Here is a 17,392-nt window from a genome sequence, read left to right as displayed (position 1 = left end):
AAAGTTTAGGATAAGTATGCTTAAATTTTTTAAGCTCTTATTGGAGAGTCTGCTCTTTTAAGACTTCTTATCTTCAATATTCTAAATATGAGAAATTCTTCCTTAGAATGCATGCTATCATGGTATCACGACGAAAAAATTGCTTATAAAGAGCTTAATGCTTATAGCTGGGGATGATGCGAACATTGTGGCATTTTGGCGATTTGGAGCAGCTTTATCATTAATTCCATAAAATGCAGATGATAAAGATTTAAGAAAAGGGGGCTGCGCCTTCTCTAGCCAGACTAAAGATAAAGTAATAGAAATCACTCAAAAAGCTATGAACCCATTATCAAATCCTTTTTTCTCTTCATATGCTGGCAATAAGCCAAGGAACTGATTTTTTAAAGGATTTAAGGAAAAGGAAATAGGCATCCATCCAGATTAAACGACCTAAAAGGGATGATGCACAGGGTTTTTTAGAAAACTTGGGCAAGAATTTTTTAAGTGAGATGAAAAGAGATCGAAAGACTTTAGCGCGAAGTCAGAATGGCTTATGAGGTGAATGTAGATCTAAAAAAAGTCTTTGAAGTCGCACTGCTAGCATAAATGGGGCAAAAAATCTTGTAAAAAGGATGTCGGTTGACAGAGTTTGGCTAAGAAAGAAAAAGGGAATGCAACAAAGAGGCCGTGATATAGGGAGAGATAATCGAATATCTATAAAAAGAGATCCTAAATATCTTAAGAAAAAATAGTTTTTCTCTCCTCCATTCTTAATCTTTTAATCGGGGTGGTAACTTGCCTACTGTTTTTTACGTTGTTTTAAACAAATTAACGGAGAATAAGCTTTAAGAGGCTTTTGCTTATTGAATGCTTTTTTGTAACTTATTGTCTCCTTATAGATGATAAAAAAAATTAGACATAAGGTTGTAGAATTGGAATTTGAGAAAATTTTATCTTTTTTATACAGTTCACCCTATCCTATAAACGATAGAAATTTTTTTGCTAGAATTTTTACTTTTATTTCTCAGCGCCGCAAACGCTTTCTAGCTAAGGATGCTGATAATTTGAAACGTGTTTGCAGCGAGGAATACGATGAACTTTCCAAGAGATTAGATCTATCAAAATTTCAAGAAAGTTGCGCAGTGCGTAATGCATTAAAAACTAGGAGGTTAGCTAATCTACTAATCAATGATAAAGGAGAGTTAAATTTTGCTTTACTCACTAAAGTTATCCATCTTATTTCCCAGCACCTCTACTTTCTAGGCCCTGAGCGTCAACATGACTCAGTACGTCAGGAGCATCTCTTAAAAGCTTTGAAAGTATTAAATGAGAATAAAGATGTTCAAAGACAGCTGCACATCATTCAAAAGCCTTACTCCAATAAAATTGCTGAACAGCTAATTATTGCTACCTTGCAGCTACCTGAAAAAACTACTCTTACTAATGCTCATGCACGTCGGGCAGCGCTTTCGGCTTTTCTTTGTTATCTTAGGCAAAATATAGGTTCTTGTTTTGCTACTGCTCCCTGCCTTATCATTCATGATGAGCAGCCTCTTAGATTTTTATTAGATATTGATGAGTTGCTAACTACAGGGCGATTAAAAAGGACTTGGGGTGGAGCGGAATATTCTGTGCCTTTAAGCCCTTCCTGGGGCTCAGGAGATCTTAAGAAAGTCATCTCGACTTCCCTAGCAAATTTATCTCTATCTCCAGGCTTAATAGCTGCCTGCGAGGTAGTAGGGTTAGTCGATGCAGAAGCAAAGCTAGATGCAAAATCTCGCAAGTTAAAAGCGTTAGTCCAAGAGATTATAAAAGTTCAAGATGAAAATTTTATCTTTTATATTTCTGCTGAACAGCTGCTTAAAGTAATTTTGCTAAAATATTTTAATATTAGCGCAAAGGATCTAGAGGATTACCAACAGAGGGCCTCAGGGTTGATGCAAAGTAGCTTGATGTTTCAAGTTCCTCAAGCAGGCTCTAGTAAAGGCCAAGCCTGCGCTAATTTCTTACTTCACTACGACAAAGCTAAAGAAGCTTTTAAGGCCCTTGCCGATAATGCGCTTTTAAAAGCTTGGGAGTTTACAGTGGCCAGCTTTGCGGAAGATAAAGCAGGTTTTACTCAGTGGAATCTGTATGCTAGCTTAGGCTTAGAACCGCAAGAAAAAGGAGGAATTGGCCAGTGTTTACATGCTTTCTTACAAAAAAAGCTTGAGGAGACCCAAGCTAAAATGCAAAATTTGGAGGAAGAACATGCCCAAATTTATGCCCAAGTGAAGTATTTAGAAGGACGTATGCAGCATGCTTCTGAAAAAGAAGCTGCCTGGTTAAAAGCCGAATATCAAAGTAAGCGCAATGAGTTTTATACTTTCGAGGATTTAAAAAACAAAACTCATAGGAAAGCCTCAAGGTATGCAAACTTATTTAATCTAATCATTCAGTATTATACAGAGCTTTTCCCCAAGTATTTTCAGGAAGTATATGATGCTGATATGCATGATTTTACTTCAAGCCCTTATGACGATAGCCCTGCAGGCTTTCGATTGCTTTATAAATTTGGGAGGAACAATCCGGCTTCTTGGATGCGTATTTATGAACCCTCTCAATTCATTGATTCTTTAGCAAGCTTTTTTTCAACCACAGAAAGTGAAATAGCTTCGAGTGCGGAATTGGAGGGGATGAAAGATGAATATGCCGAAATGGTTACCGCTATTATTTCGCATGTGCGAACCCAAGAATTTTTGGAGACCTCCTTTCATCGCATGGCAGCAGCTCATCACTCCCGTATAGTTCCCTCTCCTTTAGAACATTTAGACCAGATTGAAAAGAAGCCCTGGTGCTATACCTCGGGGGGTAGCATGGAAACTTTAGTAGCTACCTACTTTCGACGGGATAGCAAGCCAGTAAAAATTAGCCGCTGGATAGAAAGCCCTGTAGAATTTTTGGTTTTTTTAACAGATATTATGAAACAATCTCCTCCTTCTATTAGCGAAAGGTTTCTTAAAGATAATACCAAGCTTATGCTAATGCACTCTCCTACCCATGCCTTTGGTTTTAGACCAGGCTTGAGTCCTTTTAAAGAAGCTTGGGCAAATGATGCTTTTACTTATACATGGATAAGGGACAATTTGATTGCCCCTATGTCTAATTTCATCGAGCGCATACGCTTAAATAATGAGATGTTAGATTATCTTGTCGACTCTATTTCTCAAGGGCTACCTGCACGTTATAGGCATTCTTTTAGAAAGAAACTTACAGGTTTACCCGCTCCTATGAAAACAGTAGATTTTCGAAATTATTTATTAGAGCAAATCCAACAGGAGCGGGGGCTAGGGGCACAAGAAAGAGCTGCGCTTTCGTCCGATGTAATTGATGGAACTTTATACAGCTTATTGCCACTATTTTCTCTAGAAGAGTTAGAAGAACGCGTAAAAAATGTTTTTGAGGAACTAAAAGATATTATTTTTATCGATGAAAATAAATTTCCACTACAAGCTTGTTTAAGGGCTTTGATCAAAAGTTCTCCGAAGACTAAAGTTGTTACCTCTCAAGCCTTACAGGATATCTGTAAAGCGATTGTATGCCTTTATCTAGATCGTACTTGTTGCTCTATAGATTATCATCGCCGCGTGATCCAAGCTGTTCAAAAGCTAGGTTATGCCATGCCTAGCTCAATTTTTTTTGCGGATACCAATTGGGTAAAAGATTATTTTGCCTTTGTGGTCAATCCTGGCAATGGCTCTTTAGAGTTATGGCGGGTAGATGTTTTAGGGTCAACAGGCTACCCGATGAGCCTTTGGGAGCATTGGTTAAACGGCTCGCAGCGCCAGTCTCAATGGGGAGTGTATCCACGTCCTTATGAATATACTTTCTAGCTTTATCAAGCGCTCAGGATGAATCAATTCAAACAAGCTTTAGAATACCCATAAAAATTAATTAATTTATTAGATTTTTTTATCTACCCCTGCTTATTGGCAAGGCTAGAAATTGCTTTTTATATAGTTCAAAGCTGTTTTTTCATTTTAAATAGATCCCGCTTATCTAAAACCATTTTTAAAATTAAGGCACAGGTTTTTATACATGCTTGCATAAGAAGTTGTAGAAAAGAGTATTGTTAGGCTAATGTCCGAGTAACCCTCTCTTTTTCATCAGCTTTTGCTTTTTTCTTGTTAAAGCTGTCTTAGAATACCGTTTAATTAAGCTGCTGATATAGAGTTTAAAAAGTAAATTCACCCCTACAAGCTGACCCTTTCTTTAAAAATATAGCTTTTATTAAGTATCTGTTTGCATAAAGGGCTGCCCAAAAGCACACAACTCTTCCTTTTTAGATAGAAAATCATCCAAGGTAATAAAAAACTCCACTAGCTATTAAACGATTAAAATTTTCACTGCGGTCATTAACTTATCTTTTTTTTTCATTATTATGAAGTTTAGCTTCTAATGTTATTCTCGGCTTTATTTGCCTCCTTTAACATTTAGCTTAGTGTCCTTCTCACTGGCTTTTCAAAGGGTTTTTCTGTAAGGATATAACTTTATTAAAAACTATAAACATAATTTAAAATTCCTCATTTATCCGGAATAAGTATTGACTTTTAGCCGATTAATCTTTAAAAGATATGCATCGAAAAGTACGATTGAAAGCAATTTTAGCTTTTTATGATTAATAGCTTTAGTGTCATACTTACAGGCACTAGAAGCTAATTACTCATAATAAAAAAGCTAATGTTGAACACTTAAACTTGCAATGTAAGTAATAACGGAGAAGTCATGAAACATTATACACTACTTTTCTCGCTCTTAGCGCTCATGGGTACAACATCTATTATCAGCGCACAAGAGATTGAGAATAATAGATTGAGTCAAGAAGGAAGATTGAACGAAAGAGATTTCAACGCCCTTCAAGAATATATTTCAACTAAAAGAAACGTAGATCTTGCCGAGAAAGCCAACAACTTAAAAATAAGTGGTGATGTTAGATCTGAATGGCGTCATGTGAATGAGAAAGGCGTTCTTCCTAAAACCAAAGAAGGAGGAAGTGTTTTTTCTCAAGCCCATTATGTAAGCGATGGCGATTATAAAAAACTGCGAGGCGGTAATGCTACCGATCCTTACACGGTTAAAGAAAAGGTCACTCCTCGTGGGCTACCTTTATCTCGCAACGATTTTAATGTTGAATTCAACGTCTTCTTTAAATATGAGTATGACCGTGCCTATGCCGTAGCTCATTTGCAATACGATAATGCATGTGGGGTTTCCGACAATGGATGGTTAGATTTTAGTCAAGATCCTGCCGGATACCATGGTAGCGGTGCAGGAAAAGATTTTAGTTTAAAAAGAGCTTATTGGGGATATAACATCTACGAAGGTGGCGGCACTCGTTTCGATATTGAAGTAGGCCGTCGTAAACTTTACGATGTTTTTGAATCTGAAGTACAGTTTGGTAGCCGTATGGATGGTATCGCCCTTTACTATAGTGGAAGTACTGAAGCTATAGGAGAATGGTATTGGACAGTAGCTGGTTTTGTGGTGGATGAACGAGTTAATCACTTAGCCTATGCTACAGAAATTGGCTTAATGAATATCAAAGATTACGGACTAGATGTTCAATACTCTTTCATTAACTGGAACAAATATGGCCGCAACCGTTTTTTTGTAAGAAATCCTAATGGCTTTAGATTTAAAACATCTCAGCTTACCCTTACTTATCACTTAAATCCTGATTGGTTCTGGGGCAAACCTACTCAAATCTTCGGTGCTGTGCTTTATAATGGCGAAGGACGTCATAGATCAGGTGCTTATGAAGGTCGTAGAGACGAACTCAACCCAACCCAATTTTATGTTCACCATCATCAGAACCATCATCATCGCTCGGATAACCGTCAAAAATGGGGCTGGTACCTTGGTTTCTTGATTGGCCAGGTTGAAAAAGAAGGCGATTGGTCTTTTGAAGCTCAATATCAATGTGTACAAGCTTATGCAATGCCTGATAACGATACTAATGGCATTGGTCGCGGAAATATCCTCGAAGAGAGTATTACTTACCAAGGACGGGGTAACACTAACTATAAAGGATGGAAATTCGAAGGCTTATACGCTTTAACTGACAACCTGTCTCTTGATGTTAAACTAGAATTAACAAGAGCAGCTAAAAAGAGTATTGGTGGAAAACATCATTATTCCAATTTTGTAGCCGAAGCTATTTACTCTTTCTAAATTGAGAGAGGCAATCTAGCCTAAATACAAAAGCTAAAATTTGGTGTCTTCGATGCCAAATTTTAGCTTTTTAATTAAATCTTTCCTTTTTCTCTCCTATATCCTTACTCTTCAAAAATTGTTAAAAACCCATTAAATAGCCCCTAGATTCTCTACCTCAGCAAAAAAACATTCCTAAAATATTTGCTAATCAACGATGGTTTTAGTTTAATTAAGTACTAAATTCCTGTAGATAGGGATTAAAAAAATAAGATTAAAGAAACTTATTCTCTCTTTCCTATCTATGTAGGCCGAAAAATTATTTGTTAGGTTTGTTGAAAGATCTATTTATTTTTTGCCAAAATTCTTAAGAAGCTTATTGACAGATTAAGCAGGGCTTTGACATAACATGCATTTTCATCAAAATTTGGTAATTCATTATGACTATGATTATTAAAAGAACGCTAACAGGAGTAATAGCCTTTTTATTATTCCAAGCAGCTGCGCAAGCAGATAATTGTAGCGGTAACCGTTGTGCAAGCACTGACCTTACATCCCACTGTCTAAACAGCCCTACAAAGAGCTTGGAGAAAGCAGACAGTGTCTCTAGCTCTATAAATGACACAATAAATTCTTATAAGAGGGAAAGAGAGGCTGCCTATGAGCAAACATCTCCTTTATCGCCTCATCAATTTTACATAAGCCCAACCTTTTATCATATTCGTAGAGAACGCTCATTTAATACAGGAAGCTCTAAGCAACATAACTTTATCTATGGAGTTCAGGCAGGCTATGATAGGATTAAGCGCTGTCGCCTCTATGGGGGCTTAAATGCCTTGTATGCAGGGGGAAAGCTACAAGGGCGCAGTGCAAAAGGCCATAAGCTTAGATCATCTTATAGAGAGGGAAATGTTGAAGGGCGTATAGGCTACACTTTTCAAATGAAAAGAAGCTGGATGCCCACATTTGTACCTTACCTAGGATATGGATACTTGTGTGAAACCAACAAATTTCTTAAACCCTCCCCCGTAATTCATAAAATGCGCATTTCTTACGATTATTTTACCGTAGGGTTTCTTTCTCACTTTTATCCTCATCCTTCGTGGGTGATAGGCATCAACTTTAAAACACGTTTCCTTTTTACTAGCAAATGTAAGATCAGCGATGACCCTGATCCCCATCAAAAAGACAGCACGATTAGCTTAGGACACAAAATTCAGTATCGTTTTGAATTACCTTTTATTTATAGATTAAATGGCTGGGCAGATAAGCTAGCTTTATCTATGGTACCCTTTTATGAGTATAGACATTATGGAGGACACCCCGATTTTCCCTTTGATTTTGCAGAAACTAAGATGAACAATTATGGCTTTGATTTTCGCTGCTTATATATGTTCTAAATGTTCATCCTATTCCAGAACGATTAAAAGTTTTTTTGCCGATCGTGCCCCCGTTTCTTAATCATTTTCTGCAATATGTTAGGAGGTTTTCTACCTGCTAGTATCAGTGCATAGAGCTGATGGGAATAAAAGAGACGGTTCTAGATAGTATGAATAGAATAGAAATTAGGATGATCAAAAAGTTCCTTATAACCTTGTCCTCTATCTTATTTAAGAGCCAGTGGATAAGGTTTAAATTTAATAATACCCACTTAAAAAAAGGTAAAGATGGAAATTATGATTACATGCATTAGATTTTTCCGCTATTTAACAAAAAGAGGCAAAGCCTTTCTTCTAGCCCAGAAAAGATTAAATAAGAGAAAACTCTTAAAGAAAGGCTTTTCAATGAGCTTTCTAACTTTTTTTGTTTTCTCTTTGTCTTATTTTTCCTATCTACCTGCGCTAGATATGAGAGTGGCAGCTCGTGACGGTAGTAACTTTATTATCCAGGTAGATGAAAATATTCCTTTCCTTGAAGTCATAGAAGGAATCCAAGCTCAACTAGCTGAGCTAGATATAGCCCAGGAGATGGCAGGATTATATTTTAATAGCTTAGAGGCTAGTCCAGAGCTATCTTTTAATTACACTATCGGGATACCAGAAATATGTGTGAATAAAGGTAAACATAAAGTGCTACGTAACTATTCTAGCCCTGTAAGTGCAGAGGAAAAAAATAACATTCGTTATGTCATTCGTTCATTAGCCAAATACAATTTAGCCCAACTGGCAAGAGAAAAATCCTCCTTAGAAAGAGCAGGAGATAAGATCAACCATCTTCATCCTTTTCGATTTTTACAATGCATATTTAATGATGAAGAGCTTAAAGCAGGCCTACATGCTATTCGTAAAAAAGGGGGATATGTGTGGAGCAATTACTATGATGGAATGAAAAGCAGTTTAAATGAAGAGCTTGATAAAGATAATTTGATCCAATTTACTTCTGATTTTGCCGACAATGTCGGAGTGAATGTAAACGAAATTTTACCTTATGTGCAAGCACGTCAATGGAGTAATCTTGTAGATGTACTTATTAATAGCATCCCGCGCCAGGGAAATCCGCAACGCTACGATATGTGAAATGAAAAGAGCTTAAAGATCTATGGACGATATTTAATAAAGGAAAGATAGGGGGTCAGAAAAATCTTTCTCATGGCTTAGCTATAGTTTTGGCAATAAAGATGGGAGCTTTGAGCAGAAAACCTTAAAGATTTAAACAGCAGATCGAGTTCTTAGCATTATGGCAAGTAAAAGACCGCCCGGCACATCTTCTTCTTTGAAGATTTGGTAAGCTCCTTTGCAAGGGATGGGAATTGGGGGATAGAAGATAGTTTGGAGAAAAAAGATCACTGTTTTGCTTATCGTTATATGACAGGTACAATAAGTAATATCTCTAGGCTTTTAAGCCGATTGCTATGCAATTCTGTTACTTCATAAAATCTTTGTATTTAAGGAATTTGCCTAGCAAGGGCTTTAAAGTTTGTCAATGAGGAAAAAAGAGCCTTTTTTTAGCGCATAATAAAAGAGGCTAACCCTTTAGCAGGGCGTGAAGATAGAGATTAATAAATTTATACAAAAAGGATAAATAGAGGGAAAACTAAAAGTGAAGGCTTCCTAACCGGAAGGAACAATTCTAGTGAAGATCTACTTTATTTTTAAAGTCATAAAAAGGAGAAATCTTATATGCTTTAATAAACTTAGTCTGCATACGCATACCCAAACCTTTGAAACCTGTTTTTTATTTAAAAAGAAGGATTTTATAAAATACAGGGTTACATAAGGAGAAGCTTAAAAGTGTATTATTTTTGCTAAGGAAAAGCAATTTTAGCTTTTCTTCAGTAGTACTATTCTTAAAAGATAGATAAACCTCTAAAATGATAGAAACGATTGCATTTTTTCACTGCCCGCCTGCTCAAAATTTTTAAAGGCTAGTTTATTGAAGTTGCGAAGAATACAGCTAAAGAAAGATGAGGGAATAATTGGAGCGTAGCGGGGTCGAACCGCTGGCCTCTACAATGCCATTGTAGCGCTCTACCAACTGAGCTAACGCCCCTCAAGCAAAACAAAAATTGTATGATGAAGCTTGTTTTTGAGCAAGAAGAATCCCTCTTCTTTTAAATATTTTTTCATTAAGCGGCATACTCTTATGATGGATGTCGCTTAATAGCTTCTGTACGGAGAGGCTAGTAAAGTATTTTTAGATGGTACTATTACTTTTCTCTAGGTAGGCTTTCCACCATTTGTTAACATACTCAATCGTAGAAAGAGAAGCAATGGTGGTTTCTACTACATCTTTCATTGCCTGGACTTTTTGCTCGATTAGTAAGGAATGATTCTCTTGCCTATCTAACAATCCGTAAATGACGGCTAACCATGCTAACTCCTTATTTAGTAAAGTGGCGATCTTAGCAATCATTTTCCCTTCCTGGGCATGTGCTTTTTGATAATCATCGAAGCATAAGATGGAGATAGCTATCGCAGCTACTGCCGTTTGAATATTACGCATCTTCTTTTCATCTTTTTCATTATCATCGCTGAACTCTAGATCGGCCGTATCTATACATACTTTTGGATGAGCATAAATGGCATATTCATTATTAATAAAAGGCCCTTCAAATGTCCCAGCAGAAGATGAAGCTTTTACTTTCGTTAAGGGCGTGGAAGCTGCAGGCTCTTGCTTGGTAGAAGAAGAATTAAGAGAGGATCTACAAGAATTTTTCTTATTTCCCAGCAGAGTATTCCAGGAATTTTTAATCTGTTCATTAAAAAAAAGAGATTGCATAAGTGTATTAATTACATGCATCAAAGCAAGAGCCCGGGGATTAACTTTGCGTGCCTCTAGCAGGGAATAAATGGTTACCAGGGTAGAGATCTCCTTGTTAATAGCTAGCTGGAATTGATAGTAAAGAGCTGTTTGCTTGCTCTCTTCAGCTTGTTGAATGAGAATATGAATGATGCACTCTGCTAAAGAGGCTACAGATTTAATGATTTTACCCATTTTTTTATTGTCATCTTGAGAGTCATTAGTTAGCAACAAACTAAGGCTTTTGATTTCTTTATGAGTGTAGGTGATAGTATGCTTATTAGTAGAAGGGTACAAAAGCTTTTCCTTATAAAAATTTTTAGCGAATATTTGGCTTTGATAAGCATTTTGAGGGGTACTGACTGCTGAGGACATCACGGTTTCTCCTTGTTAATTCCTATAAAGTACAAAATTTATCTTAATTTAATGAGGTAAGAAGAAAAGAAAAGGTAGAGAAGATAAAAAAAGTAAAGTTAATCTAAAAATCCTTTTACCAATTTATTCTACAGAAAGCAATATTAATATGATGATAAGCCCGCCCAAAAGCTTAAAAAAGATCTTGAACTTTATTGATTTTCAGAGGTTTAAATTTCATCTAAGCTTGGATCTCGTTCAAATGCTTTTTGCCATCTTTCCATCATTGTTAATTCCTTATCTAATTCTCTATTAGAATCCTTAGCATCTCTTTTTGCTTGATGGGTCACTTCTTTTTTTTTGATGGAGTGAGTATTAATCATCGATTGAAAAGAGATTTCAAACTGCTGGAGATAAAATTCGAAGCACCCTTCTACTGAAGCAAGAGGCTTAGATAAAAGAGCTTTTTTGGGGGGAAAGCGTAGGAGGGGTTTTTGCTTAATCTCTAGAGGAGCCTGCTGTTTAGAGTGTTTAAGTCTTTTTTGATAGCGAGCATTCAGCCATACTAAGAAATCTTCAACAGTTTCTGTCCTAGCATGTCGCCTTCGGGCTAGCCAAGCTAACTTCTTATCAGAAGTAATAATGGTTTCTTGCCGAGGATTTTTACTATGTTTTAATTCCTGCAAGATACGTTCATCTGCGGTTTCTCCCGCGCTTGTAAAAATAATTTCTAGTTGTTGCAGATGTGTACGTGAACTTTCTCCTGCTTGATGATGAGCATCAAAAATGATGGTGACATGGAGGCCTAGCAGATGAATTTTTTTATTTAAGTCTTGGATAATAATTTCTCGTTGGGTTTGCAGCTCCTTCTCGGCTTTTAACACGCGAAACATTAAATTATAGCCATCAATGAAATAGTGCATACTCCTTATCAGCAATCTTTGAGCATTTCAAGAGAAGGGATTAATTTTTCAATTGCTTTACGGCGATGAGAAATCCTATTTTTGGTCTGTTCATCAAGCTCAGCAAAAGTTTTGTCATAATCATGTTTAATGAAGAGAGCATCATAACCAAAGCCATGACGCCCACGCTCTTGATTAATAATGAGTCCTTCACAGGTGGCATGCACGCTTTTTTTTATCCCTTCGGCAGAAGCTAAGGAAAGCCAGCATTCAAAGTAACCTGTTCGTTCAATATCTTCTAAGCCCTGCATTTCGGCTAAAAGCTTTTGGCGATTTTCACCATCGGTGGCCTCTAAGCCTGAATAACGGGCCGAATAGATTCCTGGCGCTCCCTTTAAGGCAGGTATCACCAGTCCCGAGTCATCTGCTAACACCCATTTGCCTAGTTTTTTAGCAGCATGCAAGGCTTTTCTTTCAACATTTTCTTTAAAAGAAGATCCTTCTTCCGGGAGGGCTGCATAATCTGGAAAATTAAGAAGAGATAAAATATCTAAATGTGCCACTTCCTTATAAGATTTTAACATGTCTCGCAATTCACGAATTTTATGGACATTCTGAGTGGCGAGAATAAGCTCCATTTAATCTCCTAAAAAACTACTAATTTTTGCGATAGAATAATTCTCGTCTCTAAATTTAAAAGCCTCTCCTGCCTTGCAGCCTAGCATAGCTTGGGCATATTTGGACTGAAAAGAAAGAATATGCTCTTCAGGATTAGCGTCCCAGGGTCCTAAAATCTTATACACCGTTTGATTTCCGGCGCTATCTACGACCTCCACTACGCTTCCTATGCCCACTTCGTTTTGAAGAATATCTTCTTTAGTAATGATGCGAGCAAGCTTAAGCTGATCTGATAGAACTTTAAGCTCCCCTTGCAGACGTCCTCTTCTTTCGACGGCAAATTTATACTCAGAGTTTTCTCGTAAATCTCCTAATGCTCTAGCTGCTTCTACTTCGCGGGCATTTTCTACCATCTCTACAGTGCCAATTTGTCTGATCCTTTCTTGGATACGCATGTATCCCTCTTCTGTAGTCCAAATGACATTATCATCCCAATGTTTTTTCTTATGTTTAGCTTCTGCTAGGGTAGGATGCACCACCTCAGCTAACGAACGTAAAATTTTATTATCATGGTCGGTAAAAGTTTGACATTTTGATACTAGAAGAAGGAATTCTTTGATGAACTCTAAGGAAGTACCTTCCAGAATAAAGCGGACTAAAGCATATCGCTTATTAATAATCATATTGTAAATTTTCTTTACTAAATCGCGATATTCTACTTTACTCTCTAGATGGCTTAGAAGAACAAGGAAGGCTTCAAAAAACTGAGTCAAGCCCTCCTTATCATGGAAGGGAAGAGTCGTATCTTCCTTATTAGCTATCTTTTGGAAATACCATACAAATGTTTCAGGGGACTCAAAGGGGTGAGTAAGCATCTGAGAAAGTTTCTCTTTTAGTAACCCCTTGGTTTCGCTTTGGTTGAGCTCTTTGAGAATATAATCTCTTATTGGGCTTTGCTGATTGGAAAACAACACCTGTAAGAATATTTCTGGCCAATCAGGGCGAAAATCTTTAACAAGGCTTAACACTCGTTTTCTTAAGGCTTGAATTTCGATATTATTGATAATTTGAGGGACATCTTTGAAAATTTTAATTAAGCTTTCTGCTGTTTTTCCCTCTACCTGATGAGCAAACATGCTCTCTAAAAACACATAGATCTGTAGTTCTTGTTCGGGAGTTATCGTGGGATCTGATAAAAGATCTAATAGCTTATCCTTTAAGGTGTTTTTGGTTTCTTGATTCTTACGCGCATTGGGCAGGTCACGGACAAAATTATAAGAAGACTGAATAAATTCATTAATGCTGCTAATATTTTGCAAAGCTTTGTCCATTCTTTCATCAGCCGTGAGCTCGGCTTTTCTTAGACGGAACGGTTCTTTAAGTTGAGAGGGACTTTCTATTAGGGGGTCTTTTTTTATTTTATTACGGGTTCCTTGCCACCATTTAGCCCATTCATTTTCAGGAATCACCAGCTCGCAAAGTTCTTCTTTTATTTCTGCCGCATTTTTGGGTCCTAGATCACGAAGAAGGAGTTTGATTACCTCTACTGGATTTTCTTTGGCTTCTTGTTCAAGTTGATCTGGATTAGAAAAACGGCGGGCAAGAAATTTATTATCCTCTAAAGGGATTAAGGTCTTGAAAGCATTAGCATAGGTAAGGTGTTTACGGCCCGTTACATTTTCAAACTCTATCGTTACCTGCTCTCTAAGAGCAGAAAGGTCTACAATTTCTCCTGTACCCCATCCCCCTGTATGGAATACAAACTTACCCTTAGCCATATGAGCAAGTAAATCATAATTAGCAAGAGCTGATTGAAAATTTTCTTTAGTACGTAGCCCCACTAATTTTAATCTTTCATTCAGCAATGGATCGTTCTGATAGCGCTTGTTGATTTGTTCTAGAGCAATCTCTGCTAAGCGGGGCGTATGAGTTGTCTGCAGATCGATAAGAAGCTTGATAATCTGATATTTTCCTGTAGGTTCCTCAATTTTTTCCCAGAGAGGTAGAGCCGTTTCAACGACTTTTCCAAAAGGAGCGGCAAAATCTGATGTTTTTATTAATTTTAACAAATAATCTAGCTCCTCTACCTCTACAATATCGCAGGTGCAATATTCTTCCCAAAGTTGTAAGAACTTGGCAAAGTTTCGATGATTAATCAGTGCCTGAAATTCCTCCAGATAACCCATGGTAGATAGCCCCTTATTAGTTAATAATTGTTAAAAAATTTATTTTTTAAAGATTGTATTAAAATAGTATAGCTCCTAAAAGGTATAGTGTAAAGGGGGATTTCCCAAATAGTTTGGATTGGGATTTTGCGAGCTTAAAAGAGAAGAATAGATAGACTTTTTTATAATATAAGCTGTTTATGCTCAACCTCTTGCTTTGTCTTTTTGTAAGCGAACCATTAATTATTTACAGTCTTGTTTACGTCTAAAAATTTTTTTGATATTAAGAAAATAGACCCTCTATCTATCTCCATTATTAGGAAAATGTCTCTATGAATGACAAAAAAGCTAAAAACATTTTTGAAGCAGTTAAAAATTCTACTACAAGATTGGTATCAAAAAACCATGAATCTGGGCAGGAAAAAAGGCAGATAGTTTCTACCGAAGAAGTTGATTCTCTTAAAACAGATGAAATTTTACAGCTGCATGGAGACCCTGAAATTAATGAAATGTTAAATAAAATGTATAGAATGCAAGAAGATATTCAATCTAGAATGCATGAAATTTATGGAAATGCAGGACTTTCAACCCATCAAGTTAGGAATTATTTAGATAATCCTAGTAATTTCTCCCCGGAAATGTGGCAAAAAATCCAGCTGCAAAGAGATCAACTCGAGAAAAAGGTACATGATGTTTTAAAAATTTATGCTAAAAAAGCTAAAACTCTTCAAGCAGGGCATATGCTAAAAGCGAGCGGAATAGCAAAAGAGAGACAAGCAAAAACCCTAGCAGCGCGCAAGAATTGGATTCCTATGTAAGGCTTTAGTCCTTTTATTTCCCATCTTTTCCTTAAAATTTTTAGGATCCCTGTGATCATTTAAGCAAGTTTATTGCTAGCTTGCCTCCCTATCTTATAGCTAAAGATAAAGCGTTGCTAATAAGAATGAGGAAAGCTAACAAAAATAAAATAACTCTTATTTAATTTAAAAATTATTAAGGGCCTTAAGTATTCTTTTGCTGTCGTCAGGCTCTCTTCCTGCAGTAGCTAGAAAGTTTCTGCCGACTTTAAGAGCCTTGAAAATAGCTGTAAGCTATCTGCAAAGCTATGAATAAAGCTGCTCATATAACAACAACTCTTGAGCAGAGAGTTCTTAACGTACAAGCCTTTTATGCAAATCATGGATCAACAGTAAGTAGTGTACTCTTGGCTGTGGAGCTGATTGAATTATCTACAGATTATGGCTCAGTTAAAAGCGGATAAGAAAGGCAAGGTGGGGATGTTTTTTGTCCGAACTATTATGAACTCAACCTCCCGTTAGGTAGGTTAGCTTTATAAGTTTATGGAGAAAGCCGCTAAGGGCTTAGCTGTAACCTTTAAAAAGCCTTTGAATGATGAGGTAGAGTAAATTTTTAAAAAGCTCTTAGCAACTCTAGACGATGGCAGTGGATCCTGACTTATAAAATATTTACGTACAAGAGCTTTTTAGAAAAGCTTTTTAATATAGCTTTTTAGCACTTAAGAAAAATCGAGCGGAGTGGCATGAACAAGTGAATTACTTTTGGGTTTCTCTTTTATAAATAGAATAGAGGATAGGAAAGCTGAGCGGTAAAGTTGCAGAAATTTAAGCCTACCGGGAACCAGCAGTCTAAGAATTTATTAAAGTTACCACTTACTTTACAAATTTCGAGGATCAACCTAGCAAAGCAGGATTTATGGTCAAAAAAGTCGATTTAATAACACCTTATGGCAGCCAATATAGGGTGCTTCATCATTTTACGAAAAAGCTGTATGAAGCCTGGATAAGAGCTGGCTATGAAGCTAGGTTTTTTGAAGATGCTACAGAAGCTTTAAAAGTCATGCTTTTAGATCCACCGGACTTAATCGTAGGATTTAATGGAGTACCTCGTCATGATCAAATACCTTATAGCGATATTCTCAAAAAGCCTTACCTGAGCTTAATTGTCGATCCTTTTTATCATTTTTTAAGCGAAATTTCTTCTCCCTATGTGATTATAGGATGCGATGATTTTTCTAGTGTGACCGCTTTTAAAAATACCAATTTTCATCAGGCGTTCTTTGTTCCTCACGCTGTAGAATCAGATCTAACCACCGATTCTGAGGTTGAAAAAATCTTTGAGGTATCAATGCTTGCCACTTTCATCGATTACGAAGCACGACGAGAGCAATGGCGCCTTAAATACCCTTTACAGGTCTGCGAGGCGATGTATGAAGCGGTAGAGCAAACTTTTTTAAATCCCCAGTTAGCTTTTATTGAAGCTACCCTGGGAAAGGTTCAGTGGGCCTACTATAATCATCCTGAGTTACGTACTGCGGAGGTAGATATCATTAGCCTATTAAAAGATGTAGAACTCTATATTAAAGGAAAAGAGCGAATTGATATCCTTAAAGCTATTCACACAGTGCCTGTACATGTATTTGGCCATAGTGTTGACAAAGTAAATTGGAAAAGTTACTTTAAAAACCAAAGCAATATCATTACTCATGATGCTGTTACCTATGAAAAAAGTATCGAAATTATGAAACAAAGTAAAATCGTACTCAATAGCAGTATCAAAAATAAATTTGGAGCCCATGAGCGTATTTTTACTGCTTTGGCGGCAGGGGCCCTTGTCATTACTAATGAAAATGATTATTTAAAAAATTTCTTTTCCCATGATGTAGATATCGCCTTTTATCAATACCATGGTCTGCTCAATCTTAATCAAATGATCGTGGACTATTTAGCTGACGAAGATCACCGCCAACAGGTAGCAGAAAACGGCAGAGAAATTGTAATGACTTACCATACCTGGGACGCCCGCATTCGGGAGTTTGAAAAGAACCTTTTCCCTAGGATCGAAGCAGGTATGTTAAAAACCTGATAGGATTTGAAAATTTGCTATCATCAAGAAAAAGCAATAGGGAGTTTTCTTTTAACTTTA

At 36.8% G+C, this 17,392-nt stretch carries 10 protein-coding genes and 1 tRNA gene; 6 read left to right on the top strand and 5 right to left on the bottom strand.

Going from position 1 to position 17,392, the window contains the following annotated elements; all coding sequences use genetic code 11:
* The first annotated feature begins 914 nt into the window (after positions 1 to 914).
* From NEOC65_RS03210 to NEOC65_RS03195, 4 genes are all read left to right on the top strand, one after another.
* Positions 915 to 3,854, top strand: coding sequence for a hypothetical protein (locus NEOC65_RS03210; RefSeq protein ID WP_213155698.1), 2,940 nt, complete (start codon positions 915 to 917; stop codon positions 3,852 to 3,854).
* A gap of 892 nt (positions 3,855 to 4,746) precedes the next feature.
* Entirely contained in the window at positions 4,747 to 6,192 is a 1,446-nt protein-coding gene (locus NEOC65_RS03205; RefSeq protein WP_213155697.1) for a hypothetical protein, read from the top strand.
* A 419-nt stretch (positions 6,193 to 6,611) separates the two neighbouring features.
* Positions 6,612 to 7,571, top strand: a complete 960-nt coding sequence (locus NEOC65_RS03200; RefSeq protein ID WP_213155696.1) for a hypothetical protein — start codon at positions 6,612 to 6,614, stop codon at positions 7,569 to 7,571.
* 384 nt (positions 7,572 to 7,955) lie between these two features.
* Positions 7,956 to 8,687, top strand: a complete 732-nt coding sequence (locus NEOC65_RS03195; protein ID WP_213155695.1) for a DUF8085 domain-containing protein — start codon at positions 7,956 to 7,958, stop codon at positions 8,685 to 8,687.
* A 900-nt stretch (positions 8,688 to 9,587) separates the two neighbouring features.
* On the opposite strand, the gene NEOC65_RS03190 is transcribed toward NEOC65_RS03195, so the two are convergent.
* The 5 genes from NEOC65_RS03190 to NEOC65_RS03170 form a co-directional block, all read right to left on the bottom strand.
* Positions 9,588 to 9,660: transfer RNA gene (locus NEOC65_RS03190), tRNA-Ala, on the bottom strand.
* 144 nt (positions 9,661 to 9,804) lie between these two features.
* Positions 9,805 to 10,788: a hypothetical protein gene (locus NEOC65_RS03185; protein WP_213155694.1), complete on the bottom strand. Its 984-nt coding sequence runs from the start codon at positions 10,786 to 10,788 to the stop codon at positions 9,805 to 9,807.
* A gap of 206 nt (positions 10,789 to 10,994) precedes the next feature.
* Positions 10,995 to 11,687: an NYN domain-containing protein gene (locus tag NEOC65_RS03180; RefSeq protein WP_213152341.1), complete on the bottom strand. Its 693-nt coding sequence runs from the start codon at positions 11,685 to 11,687 to the stop codon at positions 10,995 to 10,997.
* Between the two features lie 8 nt (positions 11,688 to 11,695).
* Positions 11,696 to 12,304 (bottom strand): RdgB/HAM1 family non-canonical purine NTP pyrophosphatase, encoded by a 609-nt coding sequence (gene rdgB / locus NEOC65_RS03175; RefSeq protein ID WP_213152340.1) that lies wholly within the window; start codon positions 12,302 to 12,304, stop codon positions 11,696 to 11,698.
* Positions 12,305 to 14,470: a GreA/GreB family elongation factor gene (locus tag NEOC65_RS03170; RefSeq protein ID WP_213152339.1), complete on the bottom strand. Its 2,166-nt coding sequence runs from the start codon at positions 14,468 to 14,470 to the stop codon at positions 12,305 to 12,307.
* A 311-nt stretch (positions 14,471 to 14,781) separates the two neighbouring features.
* On the opposite strand from NEOC65_RS03170, the gene NEOC65_RS03165 reads away from it, so the two are divergent.
* Positions 14,782 to 15,267 (top strand): hypothetical protein, encoded by a 486-nt coding sequence (locus NEOC65_RS03165; RefSeq protein ID WP_213155693.1) that lies wholly within the window; start codon positions 14,782 to 14,784, stop codon positions 15,265 to 15,267.
* A gap of 895 nt (positions 15,268 to 16,162) precedes the next feature.
* The gene (locus NEOC65_RS03160; protein ID WP_213152336.1) at positions 16,163 to 17,332 is read left to right on the top strand and encodes a glycosyltransferase family protein; all 1,170 of its coding nucleotides are present in this window, start codon (positions 16,163 to 16,165) and stop codon (positions 17,330 to 17,332) included.
* Positions 17,333 to 17,392 lie beyond the last annotated feature (60 nt).

Origin of the sequence: Neochlamydia sp. AcF65 (genome assembly GCF_018342435.1) — a bacterium.
Classification (GTDB): Bacteria; Chlamydiota; Chlamydiia; order Chlamydiales; family Parachlamydiaceae; genus Neochlamydia.
This window is presented reverse-complemented; position numbering and strand designations above follow the sequence as displayed.